Origin of the sequence: Mixta theicola, assembly GCF_002895925.1 — a bacterium.
GTDB lineage: Bacteria > Pseudomonadota > Gammaproteobacteria > Enterobacterales > Enterobacteriaceae > Mixta > Mixta theicola.
This window is the reverse complement of record NZ_NWUO01000005.1, coordinates 206,750-228,677: the sequence shown is the minus strand read 5'-3', so window position 1 is coordinate 228,677 and position 21,928 is coordinate 206,750. Positions and strand designations below refer to the sequence as shown.

General features: G+C 57.1%; 19 protein-coding genes and 1 pseudogene. 10 read left to right on the top strand and 10 right to left on the bottom strand.

The genetic code is table 11. From position 1 onward, the window contains the following. Positions 1 to 33 precede the first annotated feature (33 nt). The 5 genes from COO59_RS09115 to COO59_RS09100 all read right to left on the bottom strand — a co-directional run bounded on the left by COO59_RS09115 (position 34) and on the right by COO59_RS09100 (position 4,095). Positions 34 to 579 carry an NADPH-dependent FMN reductase gene (locus COO59_RS09115; RefSeq protein ID WP_103059480.1) on the bottom strand — a complete coding sequence of 182 codons (546 nt, stop codon included), beginning with the start codon at positions 577 to 579 and terminating at the stop codon, positions 34 to 36. A 91-nt stretch (positions 580 to 670) separates the two neighbouring features. Next, a complete protein-coding gene (locus COO59_RS09110) occupies positions 671 to 1,324 on the bottom strand; it encodes a hypothetical protein (protein WP_133158599.1) in 654 nt (217 codons plus the stop codon). Beyond that, positions 1,278 to 1,781, bottom strand: a complete 504-nt coding sequence (locus COO59_RS09105; protein ID WP_240614113.1) for an N-acetylmuramidase domain-containing protein — start codon at positions 1,779 to 1,781, stop codon at positions 1,278 to 1,280. Before COO59_RS09105 ends, COO59_RS09110 begins: the two co-directional genes overlap by 47 nt. 74 nt (positions 1,782 to 1,855) lie before the next feature. Next, positions 1,856 to 2,308: a hypothetical protein gene (locus tag COO59_RS20785; RefSeq protein WP_133158598.1), complete on the bottom strand. Its 453-nt coding sequence runs from the start codon at positions 2,306 to 2,308 to the stop codon at positions 1,856 to 1,858. A 128-nt stretch (positions 2,309 to 2,436) separates the two neighbouring features. Continuing rightward, positions 2,437 to 4,095 (bottom strand): glucan biosynthesis protein D, encoded by a 1,659-nt coding sequence (locus COO59_RS09100; RefSeq protein WP_103059477.1) that lies wholly within the window; start codon positions 4,093 to 4,095, stop codon positions 2,437 to 2,439. 267 nt (positions 4,096 to 4,362) lie between these two features. Between COO59_RS09100 and elaB the strand changes: the two genes are divergently transcribed. From elaB to COO59_RS09060, 8 genes are all read left to right on the top strand, one after another. Then, on the top strand, positions 4,363 to 4,728 hold the full coding sequence (elaB, locus tag COO59_RS09095) for a stress response protein ElaB (protein WP_103059476.1): 366 nt from the start codon (positions 4,363 to 4,365) through the stop codon (positions 4,726 to 4,728). Between the two features lie 201 nt (positions 4,729 to 4,929). Further along, the gene (locus tag COO59_RS09090; protein ID WP_103059475.1) at positions 4,930 to 6,264 is read left to right on the top strand and encodes an isochorismate synthase; all 1,335 of its coding nucleotides are present in this window, start codon (positions 4,930 to 4,932) and stop codon (positions 6,262 to 6,264) included. 70 nt (positions 6,265 to 6,334) lie between these two features. Continuing rightward, positions 6,335 to 8,002: a 2-succinyl-5-enolpyruvyl-6-hydroxy-3-cyclohexene-1-carboxylic-acid synthase gene (menD, locus tag COO59_RS09085; RefSeq protein WP_103059539.1), complete on the top strand. Its 1,668-nt coding sequence runs from the start codon at positions 6,335 to 6,337 to the stop codon at positions 8,000 to 8,002. Next, the gene (gene menH, locus COO59_RS09080; protein WP_103059474.1) at positions 7,999 to 8,769 is read left to right on the top strand and encodes a 2-succinyl-6-hydroxy-2,4-cyclohexadiene-1-carboxylate synthase; all 771 of its coding nucleotides are present in this window, start codon (positions 7,999 to 8,001) and stop codon (positions 8,767 to 8,769) included. The genes menD and menH overlap by 4 nt, the downstream gene beginning before the upstream one ends. Before the next feature lie 15 nt (positions 8,770 to 8,784). Continuing rightward, entirely contained in the window at positions 8,785 to 9,642 is an 858-nt protein-coding gene (menB, locus tag COO59_RS09075) for a 1,4-dihydroxy-2-naphthoyl-CoA synthase (RefSeq protein ID WP_103059473.1), read from the top strand. After that, on the top strand, positions 9,642 to 10,604 hold the full coding sequence (menC, locus tag COO59_RS09070; RefSeq protein WP_103059472.1) for an o-succinylbenzoate synthase: 963 nt from the start codon (positions 9,642 to 9,644) through the stop codon (positions 10,602 to 10,604). Before menB ends, menC begins: the two co-directional genes overlap by 1 nt. After that, positions 10,586 to 11,992 carry an o-succinylbenzoate--CoA ligase gene (gene menE, locus COO59_RS09065; protein ID WP_103059471.1) on the top strand — a complete coding sequence of 469 codons (1,407 nt, stop codon included), beginning with the start codon at positions 10,586 to 10,588 and terminating at the stop codon, positions 11,990 to 11,992. The genes menC and menE overlap by 19 nt, the downstream gene beginning before the upstream one ends. Positions 11,993 to 12,101: 109 nt before the next feature. Next, the gene (locus COO59_RS09060; protein ID WP_103059470.1) at positions 12,102 to 12,497 is read left to right on the top strand and encodes a VOC family protein; all 396 of its coding nucleotides are present in this window, start codon (positions 12,102 to 12,104) and stop codon (positions 12,495 to 12,497) included. Positions 12,498 to 12,548: 51 nt separating this feature from the next. On the opposite strand, the pseudogene COO59_RS09055 reads toward COO59_RS09060, so the two are convergent. Beyond that, a pseudogene (locus tag COO59_RS09055) lies at positions 12,549 to 12,641 on the bottom strand (LysE family translocator); the annotation flags it as partial. A gap of 103 nt (positions 12,642 to 12,744) precedes the next feature. Then, entirely contained in the window at positions 12,745 to 14,187 is a 1,443-nt protein-coding gene (locus tag COO59_RS09050) for a catalase (RefSeq protein ID WP_103059469.1), read from the bottom strand. A gap of 226 nt (positions 14,188 to 14,413) precedes the next feature. On the opposite strand from COO59_RS09050, the gene COO59_RS09045 reads away from it, so the two are divergent. After that, entirely contained in the window at positions 14,414 to 15,610 is a 1,197-nt protein-coding gene (locus COO59_RS09045; RefSeq protein ID WP_103059468.1) for a nicotinamide mononucleotide deamidase-related protein YfaY, read from the top strand. 43 nt (positions 15,611 to 15,653) lie between these two features. On the opposite strand, the gene yfaE is transcribed toward COO59_RS09045, so the two are convergent. From yfaE to nrdA, 3 genes are all read right to left on the bottom strand, one after another. After that, positions 15,654 to 15,914, bottom strand: coding sequence for a class I ribonucleotide reductase maintenance protein YfaE (gene yfaE / locus COO59_RS09040; protein ID WP_103059467.1), 261 nt, complete (start codon positions 15,912 to 15,914; stop codon positions 15,654 to 15,656). A gap of 2 nt (positions 15,915 to 15,916) precedes the next feature. Continuing rightward, positions 15,917 to 17,047, bottom strand: a complete 1,131-nt coding sequence (nrdB, locus tag COO59_RS09035) for a class Ia ribonucleoside-diphosphate reductase subunit beta (protein ID WP_103059466.1) — start codon at positions 17,045 to 17,047, stop codon at positions 15,917 to 15,919. Positions 17,048 to 17,206: 159 nt separating this feature from the next. Continuing rightward, positions 17,207 to 19,492, bottom strand: coding sequence for a class 1a ribonucleoside-diphosphate reductase subunit alpha (gene nrdA, locus COO59_RS09030; protein ID WP_103059465.1), 2,286 nt, complete (start codon positions 19,490 to 19,492; stop codon positions 17,207 to 17,209). Positions 19,493 to 20,338: 846 nt separating this feature from the next. Here nrdA and COO59_RS09020 point away from each other — a divergent pair. Next, positions 20,339 to 21,922, top strand: coding sequence for an MFS transporter (locus COO59_RS09020; protein ID WP_103059463.1), 1,584 nt, complete (start codon positions 20,339 to 20,341; stop codon positions 21,920 to 21,922). Positions 21,923 to 21,928: the final 6 nt, after the last annotated feature.

Here is a 21,928-nt window from a genome sequence, read left to right as displayed (position 1 = left end):
GGGAAAGACGGAGCGCGATGCTCCGCCGGTTATTTAGCGGCTAAAATCGGCAAAGGCCTGCAACTGCCTGCTGAGGAAGATGCGGGTCGCATCGTCTGTCAGCACGCCGTCTTTAACCTTATCCGTCACCTGACCAATCATCGCTTCCGGTTTATTCATTACGCGGGCATCAAAAAACACCAGAATCTGCCGCAGATGATACTGCGCACGCGCGCCGCCGATAGTGCCTGGCGAAGCGCTCTGGATGAGCACCGGCTTCCCGGCGAAAGGCGCTGGTGAGACACGCGACAGCCAGTCGAGCGCATTTTTCAACACGCCCGGCACCGAGTAGTTATATTCCGGCGTCACGATAATAACGCCGTCTGCTTGCGCAATCGCTTCGGCCATCGCTAATACCGCCGCCGGAAAGCCTGCTTCCTGCAGATCGGCATTGTAAAGAGGAAAATCGCCCGGCGATGCTAAATGGCTGACGATCACGCCTTCAGGTGCCAGTTCGGGCAGCGTATGCGCTATCGCCGCGTTAAAAGATCCTTTGCGCAGGCTGCCCACCAGCGTCACAAAATGTTTTTTATCGCTCATCTTTCCCTCACTGTTTTTAACATGTTGAATACCAACTATTCAGTATAAGGGCCATTGCGCCGTTGCGCTCAGATGAGCCGATACCCGCTGTTTATTGTAATGCCGCAGCTTGTGCAGGAAGAGAAACGTAATCGCTGTTTTTAATCCAGGCTAACAGCGTATTACCTGCATCGCTTACATATTCAACCTGCGACCACTCAGCGCCGCGTTGAATTAAGCCGAGCGTATCGCCTTTAATAACATAGCCGCGATGCTGAGCCTGGCTATTACTTTTCCTGTACAAATGCGCTTTATCCGTACGTATCGTAACCAGGTCAATCCAGTTCGTTTGCCGGGTTAAGGACCAGCTTTCACCGGTTTCAATTTCAGGACGCAGATGGTTCATACAGCCTGTATGCTGCTGACCATGCGGCAATGTCAGCTCGATTTGCTTATGCTGAAACCGGAAATCGCCGGTAAGAGTTTGCATGGACCAGGAAGTAATCGGTGCGGCATTTTTAGTATCCAGCCTCCCATAAAACCAGAATGCGCAACGTTGGTTAGCATTATCTTCAGGCGGTTGATGATAAAAACCTTTCACTTCATGTTGAGGTGTCACCGCAATCATTAAGGCTTCGTAGATACCTGACTGAGCCGCAGCCCAGCTCTGAAGAGGAATTAAAGGCAATAACAATAAAGCCATTGCCTGAAAGGGAAGGTTATTTTTTTGAAAGAGTTTCATATACGTGCTTAATTCTTTGATCATAATCACCATAGTCCATGCCATTATAATTTGCAGCCATACTCACAAAGTCTTTTTTTTGCATAGCAGATAAAAGAGCAGGGTTTTGTGAGCAAAAATTTAAAAAAGATCGTAAATGATTCCCGGCATTTTCTTTCATTGCCTTTACAAAATTGTAAATATCATCATAGCCGGTACTTTTATAGTTGAATCCCATGATTTGGAACATCCCCCATGAGCAGGACTTTAATGCAGCTTCAGAGCTAAGATCAAATGCATCCGACAAAGTTTGCCAGGAGGAGGCTTGGTTTTTATTATTGCGCCTCCAGTTTTTAGCAGCCTTTTTACTATAAGGATATGATAAATTCGGATGTGTAAAATCATAAAATCGGTTGGTATATTTTCTGAAAACATGCCCTTCGAAAGCAATGACTGGTAAGTTTTGTTCGTTAAAACCGGATCGTCCGCCAGATTCTACGATGGCGAAAGCCTTGATAATGTTTTTCTCGACCTTATTATTTAATAAGCTTACTGCATTAATATAGTCGTCTTCGGTTAGAGAGCTGAGCCATTAATTCTTGATGCTTTTAATGATAATTTACTTAATTCGCTACTATTGATTAGACAGCCAAACCGCCTGAGATAATTATTTACTAATAGCTGAGCCTGCGTTAATTTAGGAAGCTTTTGAGGGTAGGGTAATGGAGGGGATTGGTATGCAGGTGCCGAAAGCGCTTTTTGCGCTAAAGCATAAAAAGTTTTTCCAGAAGGTTCAATGATTCCATCGGGATGCTTAAATCTTAAATGCACTAACTGAAAGTGACAGATACTATTAATTAATGTTTGGGTGCAATTACCATCCTCTGGAAACGCAGACTGCACAGGCATACGAATTTTATTAAAAAGATGCTGTACACACATGACATCTAGCTGAAAATTGCTTGATTTCCCTGGTCGTCCGACAGCTCTCTGCAGCAGAGAGGGAAGAGGATATATTTTATTAACCATAACTTTCCTTGTTAATACATTTGCTAAAATTTAATCTTCTTATTTTACTTTAGTATATTAAAAGGAACAACTGCGGAAAAAGTACTTACGTTTAACGATAAACGGCGAGGTTTCCCTCGCCGCTCAGGTTAGCTAACCGTCATCTGGCGGTCATCAATATATTTCCGCTGGTCCGGCGGCGGCGGGAAATATTGATAAAGCCAGGTTTCACTCAGCGTTTCATCTTTGGTGCGCAGGAACAGGCGCATATCGACCGGATCGGTAGCATCGCTGGTGGGATACCAGTCAAACAGGATGCGATAGCCGTTTAGCGGCTCTACGTAGAGGATCTCCACCTGCTTAATGGTGCCGGCTGATACGGTAATCACCGGCTCAATGCCTTTCGGCGCGGCATTCTTCAGATCACCATCGACAAAATCAACGGCAAAACGACGGCACCAGACATCCGGGAAATGCTCGCCCGGCGCCCAGCCTTCCGGGAAGCCGCCAATACCGGAGCGGGTTGCCTCAACGCGCGCCAGTTCGCTGCGCACCGGCGGCAGGCCACTCCAGTAAAGCTTGTACTGGAAAGCGAGTTCGCTACCGGCTTTAACCGGCTGCTCCGGCTGCCAGAAACAGACCACGTTATCCAGCGTTTCACCGGTGGTCGGGATCTCCATCAGATTGATGGCGCCTTTACCCCATTTACCGAGCGGCTCCACCCACAGGCTGGGCCGTTTGTCGTACCAGCCAATCACATCCTGATAATCGTCAAAATTATGATTCAGCTGCAGCAGGCCAAAGCCGCGCGGGTTCTCATCCTCGTAGGCGTTAAACTGCAGCTTACGCGGATTATTCAGCGGACGGGCAATCCATTCCCCTTTACCGCTCCACATCGCCAGGCGATCGGAGTCATGAATTTGCGGATGATAGGTGTTGCACATACGGCGTTCGCTGTTGCCGCAGCTGAACATGCTGGTCATCGGCGCGATGCCCAGCTGGCGAATATCTTTACGGGCGTACAGGTGGTTATCCACCTCCATCACCACGCGCTTCGGCTCACAGTGGATAACAAACTTATAGGCGCCGGTCAGGCTGGCGCCGTCGAGCAGGGCATAAACGGTAAAAGTGGTCTCATCCGCTTTTGGCGTCTCAAACCAGAAGGCGACGAAATCGGGAAACTCTTCCTGACCGTTGCTAAAGGTATTTACCGCGACGCCGCGCGCCGACAGGCCGTACTGATAGGTTTCATCCACGGCGCGAAAATAGCTTGCGCCCAGGAAAGAGACAATATCGCGCCGCGCCAGCTCCGGCTTTTTAAACGCGCGAAAACCGGCAAAGCCGAGATCGGTTTTACCTTCCAGCTGTTTGGTATCGACGCTGGTGTTCTGATAGTTAAACAGCTCAGGGCGGAAGTGGATCTCACGCGCTTCGCGGCTGCTTTTATCAACGGAAAACATGCGGATACGGCGCTTAAATCCCATACCGACGTGAAAAAACTGCACGTCCAGCTGCCGGTTATCGATGTCGTTCCAGAGCGAATGGTTAGCATCATACTGAATGGCGTTATAGGCCTGCGGCGTCATGGTTGCCAGCGTATCCGGCAACGGGCCAGGCGCGCCGCTCCAGGGCTGCTGCGCCAGCGCGGCGGCTTTTTTCTTCAGCACCTCAAAGTCGAAGCGCGTCGCGGTACCGTCTGCGATGCCATCTTCTGCCCAGGCGGACTGCGCAAATAACGTGGATAAGCCGGACATACCGCTAACCGCAGCGAATGCCATTGAGGTTTTCATAAACATTCTTCGATTCATGCCAGAAACGATTTCCTTATGCTGAACGAGTTTGTAGTGGTCGAGCTTCTTCACCCATTTGCTTTCCCAGGCTGGGCCTGGGGTACAGTCAGCTACGACAGACGCAGGCGGCAAAAATTCGATTCACAGGAATTTATCAGATTAATCATATAAACCAACGAAATTCCGTCAGCCGTAATCAGGTAATTCCTGGGCGCGCCTTCAGGCAGGGACATAAAAAGTGTCTATAGTTAGTGGACATGCATGTGATTTACACGGAGGAAGAAAATGGCTGTATCAACTGACCCGCAAGAAAAGCGCGATCCGCTATTAGCGGATGAGCCACAGGTAGCCGGTGAACCACAGGAAACGCGCCTGGATGATGATTTGACCCTGCTTACCGAAACGCTGGAAGAGGTACTGAAATCCTCCGGCGATCCGGCCGATCAGAAATATATTGAGCTGAAAGAGAAGGCGGAGCAGGCATTGCATGATGTGAAGACTCGCGTCAGCGCGGCTTCTGATTCTTACTACTACCGCGCTAAGCAGGCGGCCTGTCGTGCCGATGACTACGTACATGACAAACCCTGGCAGGGTATTGGCATCGGCGCTGCCGCCGGGCTGGTTCTCGGCCTGCTGCTGGCGCGTCGCTAAGCGCACTGTGGTAAACAGCCTCTGACCAACCGGGAAGGGGCTGGCTTTCCCGGTGGTCTGCTGCGCGTCTCTCCGACGCTTAATCCTGTATAAAACCCCAGCCTGAACCGCAACAAAACGCTGTCTGAACTGTTCTGCATCAAAATCCCGTGCCGATCTCCCTTTTACACTAGCTACCTCTTTCTGATTACGGAGGTGTTCGTGTATTCGCTTCCTGCCGCTTATGCCGCGTTGCTTGCCCAGCTAACAAAAATCGATAGCGTCGGGGCGGGCTGTCGCGCATTTACCGTTCCCCTTGCATCCGGCGAGGACTCCCTTGCCTGGCTTGGTGCCCAGCCGCACCGGCCCCAGCTCTGGTGGCAGCATCGCAGCGGCCATGAACAGGTAGCGCTGTGCGGGGCCATCCGTTGCTACCACACGCTCTACCAGGCCGAACAGGCGTGTCGCGCTTTACCGGGGAACTGGCGGATCTGGGGCAGCAATCGCTTTGAAGCGGCTAACGGCTTCTTCTTTCTGCCGCGCCTGATGTGGCAGCAGGATAGCCGCGGTGAACGGCTGACGCTGTTTATTCAAAGCGATCGCAACCTGCGAGAGGATGCGCAGATCGCCACCCGCTTCCTGCATGAGCTGTGCTTACCGCAGCCGCTGCCGTTAATCGACGGGCAGCTGCAACAGCGCCAGTGCCAGCCGGAAGAGGCGGAGTGGCGCCAGCGGGTGGACGCGGCGCTAACGGCGATCGCCGCCGGGGAGCTGGAAAAAGTGGTGCTGGCGCGCACGGTGGACCTGCTGTGGGATCGTCCGCTGCCGCCGGAGGCGTTGCTGGCGGCCAGCCGTCGCGCCAATCCGCACTGCTATCAGTTGATGCTGCGTTTTGAGGATGAGAGCGCGCTGGTATGCGCCACGCCGGAGCGACTCTGGCTGCGGCAGCAAAATGAATTGCTGACCGAAGCGCTGGCGGGCACGGTCGCACGCGATGCCGATCCGACGCTGGCCCGGCAGCAGGCGCAATGGCTGCTGCAGGACGCAAAAAACCGGCACGAAAACGGGCTGGTAATGAAGGACATCTGCCAGCGGCTCCAGGAATTGGTCATCGGGCTGGAGGTGATGCCGCCAGAGATTGTGCGCCTGCGCAATCTTCAACATTTGCGTCGCCGCATCCACGGAGAGCTACGCAGCCACAGCGACGCGCTGCTTTTACAGCGCCTGCAACCCACGGCTGCGGTGGCTGGCCTGCCGCGCGCGGCGGCGCGCGCCTTTCTGCAGCGCCATGAACGGCTGAACCGTGACTGGTACGCCGGTTCCAGCGGTTTTATTTCCCGGCAAAAAAGCGAGTTTTGCGTCACGTTGCGCTGTGCGCTGCTACAGGGCGAACGGGTGCGGCTGTATGGCGGCGCGGGGATCGTAGCCGGTTCCGATGCGCGGCAGGAATGGCAGGAGACAGAAAACAAGATGGTCGCGCTGGCGGCGTTGCTGCCTGCCGGTTCGGCAGCGAAACCTGTCCTGGCCGGGAAGCCAGTAACGGCGCATCCCGCCTGAATCCGTCGTTATGGCAGGAGACGGGCCGCTTATTTCGCCGGACTACGGCATGGTAATTTCGGGGGAGAATATGTCTGTCAGTAGCTTCAACCGCCGTTGGGCGCAGGTGATTATCGCGGCGCTGACGCATCATCAGGTGCGCCATATCTGTATCGCGCCCGGCTCGCGCTCTGCGCCGCTCACGCTGGCGGCCGCCGCCGAACCGGCATTAATCTGCCATACCCATTTCGATGAACGCGGGCTGGGCTTTTTAGCGCTTGGCCTGGCGAAAGCTTCCCGTTCCCCCGTGGCGCTGATTGTCACCTCCGGCACCGCCGTGGCGAATCTGCTGCCCGCCGTTATTGAAGCGCAGTTAACCGGCGAGCGGCTGATCGTGCTGAGCGCCGATCGACCGCCGGAATTGATTAACTGCGGCGCTAACCAGGCAATTACCCAACCAGGCATATTTTCCCATTTTGCCCGCCGCTGCGATTTACCGCGGCCAACGCCTGAGATTGGCGTCCGCTGGCTGGCGGCGACGCTGGATGAGACGATTGCCGCTGCCGACGCGGGAGCGCTGCACGTTAACTGCCCGTTTGCCGAGCCGCTGTACGGCCCGGAAGATGACGCCTGGCGCGAATGGCTGACGCCGTTGGATGCGTGGCCGCAGCAGGCGATCCCGTGGGTGACCCACAGCGCGCCATGCGGACAGGCGCAGCAAAGCGACTGGCTACGCTGGCGGCAAAAGCGCGGCGTCGTTATCGCCGGTAAAATGCGCGCCGAAGAGGGCGCGGCGGTGGCGCCGTGGGCGGCAACGCTCGGCTGGCCGCTGCTGGCGGATATTCAGTCGCAAACCGGACAGCCGCTGCCCCGTGCGGATTTGTGGCTTAACAGCCCGCAGGCGCAGCAGCAGCTGAACCAGGCGGAGCTGGTGGTGCAGTTTGGCGCGAACCTGATTAGCAAACGGCTCTTACAGTGGCAGCAGCAGGCGCGTCCGCAGCAGTGGTGGCTTATCGATGCGCTGCCGGGGCGGCGCGATCCGAGCAGCCAGCCGGGACGCCGTATCGTCAGCCAGGTCGGCAGCTGGATTAACGCGCATCCGGCAGCGGCCTGTACGCCCTGGGCTCCGACGCTGCATACGCTGGCCGCCACCATGCAGCGCCAGGCCAGCGCGGCGGTGGTGAATGAGCCAGAGGCGCAGCTGGCGCACCGGCTGGCAGAACTACTGCCGCCGGGCGGGCAGCTGTTTCTCGGCAATAGCCTGTTGGTACGGCTGGTGGACGCGCTGGCGCAGCTGCCCGTGGGCTATCCGGTTTACTGCAATCGCGGCGCCAGCGGTATTGATGGCCTGATTGCGACGCTAAGCGGCATCCAGCGCGGCCAGCCCCGTCCGACGCTGGCGCTGCTGGGCGATATTTCCGCTCTGTACGATTTGAATAGCCTGGCGCTGCTGCGCCAGCTTAGCGCGCCGCTGGTGCTGGTGGTGGTTAACAACAACGGCGGACGCATTTTCTCCCTGTTGCCGACGCCTGTCGGCGAGCGGGAGCGGTTTTTTACCCTGCCGCAGTCGGTCAGTTTTGCCCCGGCGGCGCAGATGTTTGGCCTTGATTATCAAAATGTCGCGACGTGGGAGCCGCTGCAACACGCCGTTCAGCAGGGCTTTACGCAGCGGGGCGGCACGCTGGTGGAGTTTAGCGTACCGCCGGATCGCGGTGCGGAGACTTTCGCCCGGCTGGTGGCGATGGGAGCGGCGCTATGATCCTGCACGCCCGCTGGCAGGGGCACCGGCGCAGCAGCAAGCCGACGCTGGTCTGGCTCCACGGTTTCCTGGGAACGATGCACGACTGGCAGCCGGTACAGCAGGCGTTTATCGACTGGCCGATGCTGAGCCTCGATCTGCCCGGCCACGGCGGCTCTTGCGCCCAGCGCGTCAGCGGCTTCGACGAACTCAGTGAGCGGATCGGCACCACGCTGCGCCATTATCAGATCCAACATTACTGGCTCATTGGCTATTCCCTTGGTGGACGCGTGGCGATGCATTACGCCTGTCGCGCGGCATTGCCGGGCCTGTGCGGGCTGGTGGTCGAGGCGGGGCATCCGGGACTGGCGAATGACGAACAGCGTCAGGCGCGCTATGCGCACGATAGCCTGTGGATGCGCCGTTTCCGCCAGCTGCCGCTGCCTGATGCGCTGCAGGCCTGGTATCGTCAGCCGCTGTTTAACGAGCTGACCGGGCAACAGCGCAACGATCTGGTTAACCACCGTAGCGCTGGCGAGGGGCCCGCGCTGGCGGCCATGCTGCATGCCACGTCATTAAGCCGGCAGCCCAACCTGCTGCCTGAACTTCAGCGGCTGACGGTGCCTTTCAGCTATCTGTGCGGCGAATGGGATAACAAATTTATCCAGCTTGCCATGCAGGCCCGCCTGCCGCTGCATATCATTCCGGCTGCCGGACACAATGCCCATCGCGCCAGTCCTGCCGCCTTTAGCGATCGCCTGACGCAGCTGCTGCGGCAGCCCGTCTGAACTTTGGAGAACTTTATGCGCTATCCCGATGAACAACAGCTTACCGCGCCCGTTGAATGGCACGACTGCAGCGGCGATTTTAGCGATATTCGCTATCACAAATCGCCGGAAGGTATTGCCAAAATCACCATTAATCGTCCACAGGTGCGCAATGCGTTTCGGCCGCTGACCGTACAGGAAATGATGCTGGCGCTACAGGATGCGCGCTATGACGAAGGCGTTGGCGTCATTATTCTTACCGGTGAGGGCGAACAGGCTTTCTGCGCGGGCGGCGACCAAAAAGTGCGCGGCGATTACGGCGGCTATCAGGATGACGGCGGCGTACATCATCTTAACGTCCTCGACTTTCAGCGTCAGATCCGCAACTGCCCGAAACCGCTGGTGGCTATGGTGGCGGGCTACGCGGTCGGCGGCGGACAGGTGCTGCATATGCTGTGCGATCTCACCATCGCGGCGGATAACGCCCGCTTCGGGCAAACCGGGCCGAAGGTCGGCTCCTTTGACGGCGGCTGGGGCGCTTCCTATATGGCGCGCATTGTTGGGCAGAAAAAGGCGCGTGAAATCTGGTTTCTGTGCCGCATGTACGATGCGCAGCAGGCGCTGGCGATGGGGCTGGTGAATACCGTGGTGCCGCTGGCGCAGCTGGAGCCGGAAACGGTGCGCTGGTGTCGGGAGATGTTGCATAACAGCCCGATGGCGTTGCGCTGTCTGAAGGCGGCGCTGAACGCCGACTGCGACGGTCAGGCGGGGCTGCAGGAGCTGGCTGGCAACGCCACCATGCTGTTTTATATGACCGCGGAAGGCCAGGAAGGGCGCAACGCCTTTAACCAGAAGCGCCAGCCCGATTTTAGTCAGTTCAGGCGTAATCCCTGATGCGTAAGGCGAAGCTGTGGCGTTATGCCATACCGATGGAGAGCGGCGTGGTGCTACGCGATCGTCGCCTGACGCAGCGGGAAGGCCTGCTGGTTATGCTGCAACAGCACGATCGGCAGGGCTGGGGCGAAATCGCGCCGCTGCCGGGGTTTAGCGGCGAGACGCTGGAGCAGGCGCAGCAGGCCTGTGAGAGCTGGCTGACGCAGTGGCTTGCCGCGCAGCCGGTCGCTGAAAGTCTACTGCCTTCGGTGGCCTTTGGCCTGAGCTGCGCCTGCGCCGAACTGTCAGGCCAGCTGCCGCAAACGGGGGCATGGCGAAGCGCGCAGCTGTGTCACGGCGATCCCGATGCGCTGCTGTTACAGCTGCAGGCGCAGGAAGTTCCCTGCGTCAAGATGAAGGTCGGCCTGTACGAAGCGGTACGCGACGGCCTGCAGGTCAGTCTGCTGCTGGAGGCGCTGCCAGCGCTGCAGCTGCGTCTGGACGCCAACCGCAGCTGGACGCTGGAAAAAGCGCGGCAGTTTGCCCGTCGTCTGACGCCGCCGCAGCGCGCGCGTATCGCCTTTATTGAAGAACCCTGCCGCACGCCTGCCGAAAGCCTGCAGTTTGCCGCCGAATGGGGAATGGCGATTGCCTGGGATGAAAGCCTGCGCCAGCCGGGGTTCCGGCTCCAGGCCGCGCCGGGGCTGGCTGCGCTGGTCATTAAGCCAACGTTAACCGGCAGCATTGCGCAAATCCAGCGGCTAACCGACGAGGCACGGCGGCTGGGATTACAGCTGGTCATCAGCTCGGCGCTGGAGTCCAGTTTGGGCCTGACGCAGCTGGCGCGGCTGGCGCACTGGCTAACACCGCAGTCGCTGCCGGGGCTGGATACCTTAACGCTGATGCGTCAGCAGCTGGTACGACGCTGGCCCGGCTGTGAACTGCCGTTACAGGAGCAGGAAGCGTGGGCGCGCATTTATTAAGCGATTTCCCGTGGCGCGTGCGGGCGCAAACCACGCCTGCGGCAATTGCGCTGCGGGCGGGTGAAGAGCAGCTAAGCTGGCGGGCGCTGACGCAACGGCTGGATCGGCTCTGCGCCGGTTTCCAGCGCCAGGGCATCACTACCGGCGCGCTGGTGGCGCTGCGCGGTAAAAACAGCCTGCCGCTGCTGCTGGCCTGGCTGGCATTATTGCAGGCGGGCGCGCGGGTACTACCGCTTAATCCACAGCTGCCGCCAGCCACTCTGCTGCCGCTGCTGTCGGCGCTGAACCCCGCTTTTATGTTGGATCTGGCTGAGCCGCTGCCCGATGACGTACCCGCCTTGCCGCGGCCTCTTCCTGCTGCGCTGCGGATAAAATATGCGCCGCGGGCGACAGCATCGCCGGTTATCTGGCGGCCAGAGGCTATCGCCTCGCTAACGCTCACTTCCGGTTCTACCGGCCTGCCGAAGGCGGCGGCGCATACTTTTCAGGCGCTGCTGCTCAGCGCGGCGGGCGTTAATCAGCTGATAAATTTCACCGCCGCCGAAAGCTGGCTGCTGTCGCTGCCGCTGTATCATGTGTCCGGGCAGGGGATCGTCTGGCGCTGGCTGCTGGCGGGCGCCTGTCTGGCGCTCCCAGCCGCGCCTTTGCCGCAGGCGCTAAGCGGTTGCAGCTTTGCGTCGCTGGTGCCAACCCAGCTGTGGCGTCTGCTACAGCAGCCGCAGCGGCCTGCCGGGCTGAAGGCGGTGCTGCTCGGCGGCGCAGCCATCCCGCCTGATTTAGTGGCGCGCGCGGAAGCGGCGGGCATCGGCTGCTGGTGCGGCTACGGCCTGACGGAAAGCGCGGCCACGGTATGCGGCAGGCGGGCGGGCAACCGGTTCGGCGTCGGGGCAGCGCTGGCCGGACGCGAGGTGCAGATTGTTGACGGCGAGATCTGGATCCGTGGCGCAACCTTAGCCAGCGGTTACTGGCGCGACGGGCGGCTGTGGCCGTTGACTAATCAGCAGGGCTGGTTCGCCACCGGCGATCTGGGGCGCTGGCATCAGGGTGAACTGCAGGTGCTGGGCAGAAAGGATAATTTGTTTTTCAGCGGCGGCGAGGCGGTACAGCCGGAAGCGATCGAAAGCCTGCTGATGCGCCATCCCGCCGTGACGCAGGCATTTATTATTCCGCAGGCGGATGCGGAATGGGGCGCAAGGCCGGTGGCGCTGCTGTCGCTGGCAGCGGACGGGCAGTTGGCCATCATCACCGCCTGGGCGCGGGAGCAGCTGGCCAGCTTTCAGCGTCCAGTCCGCTGGCTACTGTTGCCGGAGGGGTTAGCGCAGGGCGGCATCAAGCTATCGCGGCGGCAGCTGGCCCAGTGGCTACAGGCCACGCAGCAAAACAGTTGAAGCGGGCAGCAGCGTGACGGCGCCCCGCAAAAGCAGGCCGCCCGGCGCCGGTGAAAGGAAACAAAAGGGGTGGTATGTTGGTTCACCCCTCAATCACTCACGGCAAAAGATGTCATATCATCATTTACGTATTGCCCGGCCGGTAACGGACCTGGCAAAAAGCAGCGAGATGTACTGTCGCGGACTTGGCCTGAAAGAGATCGGCGCGTTCACCAACCATGAAGGCTTCAGCGGACGTATGCTCGGCCGCGATGATCTGTCCTGGCATCTGGAGTTTACCCAGTGTCATCACCATCCGGTCATACCTGCCGCTTCTGTAGAAGATCTGCTGGTTCTGTATATTCCAGAGAAGGCATCGTGGGCGGCGGCCTGTAGTGAAATGAAGAAGGCGGGCTTTACCCAGGTTCGCGCTTTTAATCCCTACTGGGATAATAACGGCATCACCTTTCAGGATCATGATGGTTATCGTGTGGTGCTGCAAAACAGCCGATGGGAAGTGTCCTGAAACGCTATCAGATAAAATACCATAGCGTTGGGATTAAGCACGTTAGCCCGTCAGCGCACTGTTGAGAGCCAGCGTAAAGCTTGCTCCAGGCGAAAGCGCCACGGGTAAAAGGGCAGGAAGAAAGCCAATCGGGTCGATGTCCATTAACCCTGAATAATAGGTGACGCCGTCGGCGCTGACCAGTTCATCATGGGAAACAAAAAAGCCCAACCTTACGGCCGGGCTTCGCAGTTTAACGCAGGGGAATTTATCCTTGCAGCGCACGCAGCGCGTTTTCCACCCCGGCGCCGTAGGCTTCGTCCACCTGACGGAACAGCGCAATCTGCCGCTGCTGAATAAACTCAGGAACATGCGCCAGCTCACCGGCGATGCGCTTAAACATACGCTGATGCTCTGCTTCGCTCAGCAGATTAAACAGCGCACGCGGCTGACTGAAATAATCGTCATCTTCACGATGGTTCCAGCGATCGGCCGCGCCTTCCAGCGACAGCGGCGGCTCGCTAAAGTCCGGCTGCTCCTGAAACACGCCGAAGCTGTTTGGCTCGTAGGTCGCGCCATTGCCGCTGTTGCCGTCCACGCGCATTGCGCCGTCACGGTGATAGCTATGGAACGGGCATTTCGGCGCGTTCACCGGGATCTGATGATGGTTCACGCCCAGACGATAGCGGTGCGCATCGCCATAGGAGAACAGACGGCCTTGCAGCATCCGGTCCGGCGAGAAGCCGATGCCGGGCACCACGTTCGCCGGGCTCATCGCCACCTGCTCAACTTCGGCAAAATAGTTGTCCGGGTTGCGGTTCAGTTCGAACTCGCCGACTTCAATCAGCGGATAATCGGCGTGCGGCCAGACTTTGGTTAAATCAAACGGGTTGTACGGCGTCTGCGAGGCTTCCTTCTCCGGCATCACCTGCACGTAGAATTTCCAGCGTGGGAAATCGCCGCGTTCGATAGATTCAAACAGATCGCGCTGGGAGCTTTCACGATCGCGGGCGATTAGCTGTGCCGCTTCTTCGTCCATCAGGTTTTCCACGCCCTGCTGGCAGCGCATATGAAATTTAACCCAGAAGCGCTCCTGCCGATCGTTGATAAAGCTATAGGTATGGCTGCCGAAACCGTGAATATGACGATAGGAGCGCGGCAGGCCGCGATCGCTAAAGTCGATAGTCAGCTGGTGCAGCGCTTCCGGCAGATGCGAGAAAAAGTCCCATTTATAGGTGGGATTGCGCAGGTTAGTGCGCGGATCGCGTTTAACCACGTGGTTAAGATCCGGGAACTTCAGCGGATCGCGCAGATAGAAAACCGGGGTATTGTTGCCGACCAGATCCCAGTTGCCTTCCTCGGTATAAAACTTCATTGAAAACCCGCGAATATCACGCTCGGCATCAGCGCCGCCGCGTTCACCGGCAACGGTAGAGAAACGCATAAAGAGGTCGGTTTTTTTACCCACTTCAGAGAATATTTTGGCGCGGGTGAAACGGGTAATATCCTGGGTCACGGTAAAAGTGCCGTAAGCGCCTGAGCCTTTGGCGTGCATCCGACGCTCCGGGATCACTTCACGATCGAAATGCGCCAGCTTTTCCAGCAGCCAGACATCCTGTAACAGCAGCGGGCCACGGCGTCCGGCAGACACAGAGTTATTGTTATAGGCAACCGGCGCGCCTGAAGCGGTAGTAAGACCTTTTTTATTCATGTGGCAATTCTCTATCGGTGTGATTGTCAAAGGTTTAACCGAAGTAAAACCTGCTTTTAATTGTTTAAACCTATTGTTTGCGCTATTTTGCTGCCGCAGCGCAGCGCTGACAATCTGGCAAAAGCTATTGCTGCTATCCCTGAAACTGTTCGTCACCGGATATTTCCGTTGTATTCACCGACGCGCCTTCCTACAGTAAAAGCATTAACCAAACGAGGGACGTGACGTGATTAGAGTGGAAATGCTCTCAACGGGCGATGAAGTGCTGCACGGCCAGATTATTGATACCAACGCCGCCTGGCTGGCGGATATGCTGTTTCAGCAGGGCCTGCCGATGACCAGCCGCGCCACCGTCGGCGACAGCCTCTCCGCGCTGGTAGAAGCATTAACCGAACGCAGCCGGATTGCGGACGTGCTGATCGTCAACGGCGGTCTGGGGCCGACCAGCGACGATCTGAGCGCGCAGGCGGCGGCGAACGCCTGCGGTGTGGCGCTGGAGCTGCAGCCCGCCTGGCTGGAAAAAATCGAGGCCTTTTTTGCCAGCCGTGGACGTCCAATGGCGGCCAGCAACCGCAAGCAGGCGGAAATACCGGCCGGCAGCGAGCTGATTGATAACCCGGTGGGCACCGCCTGCGGCTTTGCGGTTACGCTCAACGATTGCTGGATCTTCTTTACGCCCGGCGTGCCGTCAGAATTTAAAGTGATGGTGGAACAGCAGATCCTGCCGCGTTTGCAGGCGCGCTTTGCGCTGCCGGAGCCGCCGCTCTGTTTGCGCCTGACCACCTTTGGCCGTGGCGAGAGCGATCTGGCGGCGGAGCTGGAGCCGCTGCCGCTGCCGGATGGCGTGGTGATGGGCTATCGCTCTTCCGCGCCGATTATCGAAATCAAGCTGACCGGCCCGGCCACGCAACGGGTAGCGATGGAGCAGGTTTGGCAGCAGGTGCGTTTGCAGCTGGCGGAATGCATTTTGTTTGAAGGCACGCAGGGGCTGCCGACGCTGCTGGCGCAGCAGCTAACCGAACGCCAGCTGACATTAACCGTCAGCGAGCAGTTTAGCGCGGGCCTGCTGCAGTGGCAGCTTGGCTCCGGCGGCGCGCCGTGCCGGGCGGGCGAGGTATTGCCAGCCGGAGAAGAGACGCTTTTGCAGCTGGTGCAGCGGGCGCAGCAGAGGGCAAAGGCGCAGCAGGCGTCGCTGGCGCTGCTGGTGGGATCGCTGCAGGATGAGCAGCTGGGTTTTGCGCTGCATACGCCGGACGGCACTTTTGGTCAGCAGGTAAAATTCAACAATCAGCGCCATACGCTAAAAACGCGCCAGGAGCTGGCGGCGATGATGGCGATGAATATGCTGCGCCGCTGGCTGCACGGCATCGACGTCTCTACCGGCCACGGCTGGGTTGACGTGGTGGAAACGCTAAAGGCGTAACGGAAAGAAAAGCCCAACCGAAGGCTGGGCCTGAAGGTGATAACTACATTTCTATCTCAATATCGCCGTTGGCTTTACAGCAGCAGGGCAGGATCTCGCCCTGCTGAATAAAGGCCAGCGGCTGACCGGCGTAGCTGACTTCCCCTTTAAGCAGGCGGGTGCGACAGGAGCCGCAGTAGCCTGCGCGGCACTGATATTCCACGCAGATATTATGCGCTTCCAGCGCCGCCAGCAGGGAAGGATGTTCGTCGTTATATTCAAGCTGCGCGCCAGAAATGCACAGCGTGATCCGCTTCCCGGCCATGATTACAGCTGGAAGCCGTCGAAATCGTTTTCGCCCACTTCAGAGTCAATCTGACCGACCAGGTAGGAGCTGACTTCCACTTCCTGCGGCGCGACCTGCACGTTGTCGGAAACCAGCCAGGCGTTAATCCACGGGATCGGGTTTGAACGCGTCTGGAACGGCAGATCCAGCCCCACCGCCTGCATACGGATATTGGTAATGTACTCAATATACTGGCAGAGAATATCTTTGTTCAGGCCAATCATCGAGCCGTCACGGAACAGATATTCCGCCCACTCTTTTTCCTGCACGGCGGCCAGCTTAAACAGGTCGTAGCACTGCTGGCGGCACTCCTGCGCAATCTCGGCCATTTCCGGATCGTCTTCGCCGCTGCGCATCAGGTTCAGCATATGCTGCGTGCCGGTCAGGTGCAGCGCTTCATCGCGGGCGATCAGGCGGATAATTTTCGCGTTGCCTTCCATCAGTTCGCGCTCGGCAAAGGCAAAAGAGCAGGCAAAACTGACGTAAAAGCGGATCGCTTCCAGCGCGTTAACGCTCATCAGGCAGAGATAAAGCTGCTTTTTCAGCGCGCGCAGGTTAACGGTCACGGTTTTGCCGTTGACCTGATGCGTACCTTCGCCCAGCAGATGCCAGTAGCTGGTCATCTCGATCAGATCGTCGTAATAGCCGGAAATATCGCTGGCGCGCTTCAGGATCTGCTCGTTGGTGACGATATCATCAAACACCAGCGCCGGATCGTTAACGATATTACGAATAATATGCGTATAGGAGCGGGAGTGAATGGTTTCAGAGAAGGCCCAGGTTTCTATCCAGGTTTCCAGTTCCGGGATTGAAATCAGCGGCAGCAGCGCGACGTTTGGGCTGCGGCCCTGGATGGAATCAAGCAGCGTCTGATATTTCAGGTTGCTGATGAAAATATGCTTTTCATGATCCGGCAGCGCCTGGAAATCGATGCGATCGCGTGACACGTCAACCTCTTCCGGGCGCCAGAAGAAGGAGAGCTGCTTTTCAATCAGCTTTTCAAAAATGTCATATTTCTGCTGATCGTAACGCGCAACGTTTACCGACTGGCCGAAAAACATCGGCTCCAGCAGCTGATCGTTTTTAGTTTGAGAAAAAGTGGTGTAAGCCATAGTTGATTCCACATGCTAACGGGACAGGCTGGCCTTGCCGCCCAGGGCGAGGCGCTGACAGCCGTTTTGACCGCGCGTCGCACGGCCTGTCATGTTGCGGCCACGTAACAAACGTGGCCAAAAGAAGCGTCATGGCCGGATCACGCCGGCCAGACCCGATTAAATTTTACAGGCGCCGCTTTCACAGCCGTCATCCTGAATAGATGGGGCCATGTCGTCCTGCGCATCTTCCGCACCGTCGCGGGTGTTCTGGTAGTAAAGCGTTTTGACGCCGAACTTATAGGCGGTCAGCAGATCTTTCAACAGCTGCTTCATCGGCACTTTGCTGTTGGCAAAGCGTGACGGATCGTAGTTGGTGTTCGCAGAAATCGCCTGGTCGATAAATTTCTGCATCACGCCCACCAGCTGCAGATAGCCGTCGTTGCCCGGCATTTCCCACAGCATCTCATAGCTCTCTTTCAGGCGCTCATACTCCGGCACCACCTGACGCAGAATCCCGTCTTTGGAGGCTTTAATGCTGATATGACCGCGCGGCGGCTCGATACCGTTGGTGGCGTTTGAAATCTGCGAAGAGGTTTCCGACGGCATCAGCGCAGACAGCGTGGAGTTACGCAAGCCGTGCGTTTTGATCGCTTCGCGCAGCGAATCCCAGTCAAAGTGCAGCGGCTCGTTGCAGATGGCATCCAGATCTTTCTTGTAGGTATCGATCGGCAGAATGCCCTGCGCATAGGTGGTTTCGTTAAACCACGGGCAGGCACCCTGTTCCTTCGCCAGCTCGTTAGAGGCTTTCAGCAGGTAATACTGAATGGCTTCAAAGGTCTGATGCGTCAGATTGTTGGCGCTGCCGTCGGAATAGCGCACGCCGTTCTTCGCCAGATAGTAGGCGAAGTTAATCACGCCGATGCCCAGGGTACGACGGCCCATCGCGCCGCGCTTCGCGGCCGGAATCGGGTAATCCTGATAGTCGAGCAGGGCGTCCAGCGCGCGAACCGCCAGCGTCGCCAGCTCTTCCAGATCGTCCAGGCTGTCGATCGCGCCCAGGTTGAAGGCGGAGAGCGTACAAAGCGCAATTTCACCGTTTTCGTCATTCACATCCATCAGCGGTTTGGTCGGCAGCGCGATTTCCAGGCACAGGTTAGACTGGCGCACCGGAGCAATCGTCGGATCGAACGGGCTGTGGGTGTTGCAGTGATCGACATTCTGAATATAGATACGGCCGGTTGAGGCGCGTTCCTGCATCATCAGCGAGAAGAGATCGACCGCTTTCACGCGCTGTTTGCGGATGCTGTCGTCCTGCTCATATTGAGTGTACAGGCGTTCAAACTCATCCTGATCGGCAAAGAACGCGTCATACAGGCCCGGCACATCAGACGGGCTGAACAGCGTAATCTCCTGGCCTTTCAGCAGGCGCTGATACATCAGCTTGTTAATCTGTACGCCGTAGTCCATATGACGAACGCGGTTGCCTTCCACGCCACGGTTGTTTTTCAACACCAGCAGGCTTTCCACTTCCAGATGCCACATTGGGTAGAACAGCGTAGCCGCACCGCCGCGTACGCCGCCCTGCGAGCAGGATTTTACTGCGGTCTGGAAATGTTTGTAGAACGGGATACAGCCGGTATGGAACGCTTCGCCGCCGCGGATCGGGCTGCCCAGCGCGCGAATGCGGCCCGCGTTAATGCCGATACCGGCACGCTGGGAAACATATTTCACGATGGCGCTGGAGGTGGCGTTAATGGAGTCCAGACTGTCGCCGCACTCGATCAGGACGCAGGAGCTGAACTGACGGGTTGGCGTGCGCACGCCGGACATGATCGGCGTCGGCAGCGAAATCTTAAAGGTGGATACCGCGTCGTAGAAACGTTTGACGTAATCCAGACGGGTTTCGCGCGGATAGCCAGAGAACAGACAGGCCGCAACCAGAATATAGAGGAACTGGGTGCTCTCATAAATCTCGCCGCTGACGCGGTTCTGCACCAGATATTTGCCTTCCAGCTGCTTGACCGCCGCGTAGGAGAAGTTCATATCGCGCCAGTGGTCGATAAAACCGTCCATCTGCTCAAACTCTTCGCGGCTGTAGTCATCCAGCAGATGGCGATCGTATTTGCCCATCTCAACCATGCGCACCACCTGATCGTAGAGCGCCGGCGGCTCGAACTGGCCGTAGGCTTTTTTACGCAGGTGGAAAATGGCCAGGCGCGCAGCCATGTACTGATAATCCGGCGCGTCACGCGAGATCAGATCGGCAGCGGCTTTGATGACAGTCTCGTGAATATCGGAGGTTTTAATGCCGTCGTAGAACTGGATGTGGGAACGCAGCTCAACCTGAGAAACGGAAACGTTTTGCAGACCTTCCGCAGCCCAGTCGAGAACCCGGTGGATTTTATCCAGATTGATGCGCTCTTTGCGGCCATCGCGTTTAGTGACGAGCAGACTCTGATTCATGTCGCGTTATACCTGTCCGTAAAAATACCCCCCGTTTATACACAGCTTGCTCTTTGTGAGTAACTCTGTGGATAAACACTATATATAGGGGGTGGAGAATGAATGAACAACTAGATAGTGAGTATTCTAGTAAGTTATCGCCCCAGCACAATACCGATTTTGTATTGCAGAACGCTTGCTTTTTTCAGCTTTTTTCTTAAGCCCGCGTTTCGCAAGGGCCATCAGCTTGTCAATGCCGATACAAAAAAAAATGAAAATTTGATCGACCGCTGATTTTATGAACATTACCCTTTTTGGTAACTTGCGCCTGACGCAATTTCTGCTACCTGAGCGGCACATCGCCGGATCCTCTTTTGCAGCAGCGACGATCGTCGCCGGGATGGACAAACGAAGTATGGATGACGTTAGCGAGTTTATGCGGCTCCCTGGATAGCGGTTTTATTGCGCAAAGCAATTAACGCTCCGAACGGGGATTTATTTAAGCTGGCGCAATAAATATTTTGTTGCTGGTTAATTTTAACTATTTAATTAATTTCCCGCCTGTCTGTTTAGCGATTGCATTAATTATTTTCTTAATGTTGATAGCCGATTATTTTCACTGGTTTATTGTTTTTTATCGCCTTCTTTTGCCACCTTTCATTTTATATGCGCTATCGGAAGTCACTGATGACTTCAGGGCGCTGGCGGTTATTTATAACCGTTCCGTTAACCGGTTTAACCTTTATTTAACTCCATCATTTATTTACGTGATTGCGACTATCATCACGTTATTCCCAGTCATTTATCTTTATAAAATACACATTCAATAAATTTGAAACAACGGTTCAATTAAAAGGATTGATCGCTATGACCAGGAAAACCTACGCTCCGGGAAAAGAAAGGACGGTCGGCTTCGGCCATCAGCTGGCCTACGGCGGCGGTAATTTGCTGGGCAGCGGCGCGCTGGCTATCGCGGGCGCCTGGCTGCTCTATTTCTACACCACTTTCTGCGGCCTCTCGCTGCTGGAAGCCTCTTTTATCTTCTCCGCCGCCAGCATTATTGACGCCATCAGCAACCCGCTGATGGGCTACCTCACCGATAACTTCGGCAAAACCTGGCTGGGAAAACGCTTTGGCCGCCGTCGTTTCTTCTTGCTGATCGGCGCGCCGCTGATGATCTTTTATCCGCTGCTGTGGGTCGAAGGCTTCGGCTTCTGGTATTACCTCTCTACCTACGTTCTCTTTGAGCTGATCTATACCTCGGTAATGGTGCCCTACGAGACGCTGGCCACCGAGATGACCGACGATTTTGCCGTGCGCTCAAAGCTGACCGGCTACAAAGCGATCTTCGGTAAAGTCGCTAACTTCCTCGCGGCGCTGATCCCCGGCCAGTTTATTCTGCTGTACGGCAAAGAGTCGGCGCGGCCCTTTTTCTACACCGGCCTGACCTACGGCGCGATCCTGTTTATCGCTATCGGCCTGCTCTGGCTGTTTACCTGGGAGCGCGAAGAGAAGGGCGAGGAGACCGCACGGCAGAAGCAGTCGCTGTGGAAAACTCTCTGCGCGCTGGCGCGCGATATGCAGTCTACCTTCTACCTGCGCGTGTTTCGTAAACATCTCGGCATGTATCTGTTCGGCTTCGGCGCGGAGTGGCTATTTGCGTCGGTCTTTACCTACTATGTGGTGTTTGTGCTGCTCTACGATCCCGCTATCCTCGCCGGACTGAACAGCCTTAACGCCGTGCTGCAGTTAATCTCCACCGCAATATTTATCGGTCTGTGCGTGAAAAACGGCTTCAGCAAGCCTTATACCTGGGCGCTCAGCATCGTCATTTTTGCCGTCTGCTGCTATTCGCTGCTGCACTTCCTGCATCTCTCCGGCGCGGTGGCCTACTTTGTGATTATCGGCATTACCGTGATTTTTGGTCTGGGCACCGGCGGCGTTTACTACATTCCCTGGACGGTCTACACCTTCCTGGCGGATATTGACGAGGTGTTCACCGGCCGCCGCCGCGAAGGGATCTACGCCGGCGCGATGACTTTCTCCGGCAAGATTGTCCGCTCGATTATCGTCTTCACGATGGGCGCTATCCTGAGCTATTTCGGCTTCCAGTCTAAATCCCATACCCAGCCGGAAAGCGCGATGACCGCCATCTCCTGGGTCTTTTTCGCCGGGGTGATCTCGCTGGCGCTGATTGCGATTTTCTTCAGCCGTCAGATGCTGCTCAACCGTAAGACGCACCTGATCGTGCTGGAAGAGGTCGCGCGCATTAAAGCGGGCGGCGCGATAAGCGATATTAAGCCGGAAGTGCGCGAAGTGATTGAGGTGCTGGTGGGCTATCCCTACGAGCAGTGCTGGGGACGCAGCGAGATCTGCCAGAAAATGAAGCTGGCGCCGCCGGTAAACCATGAGACCGCGCCGCAGCTGCCCAAACCGCAAGAGACCCACTGATTCATT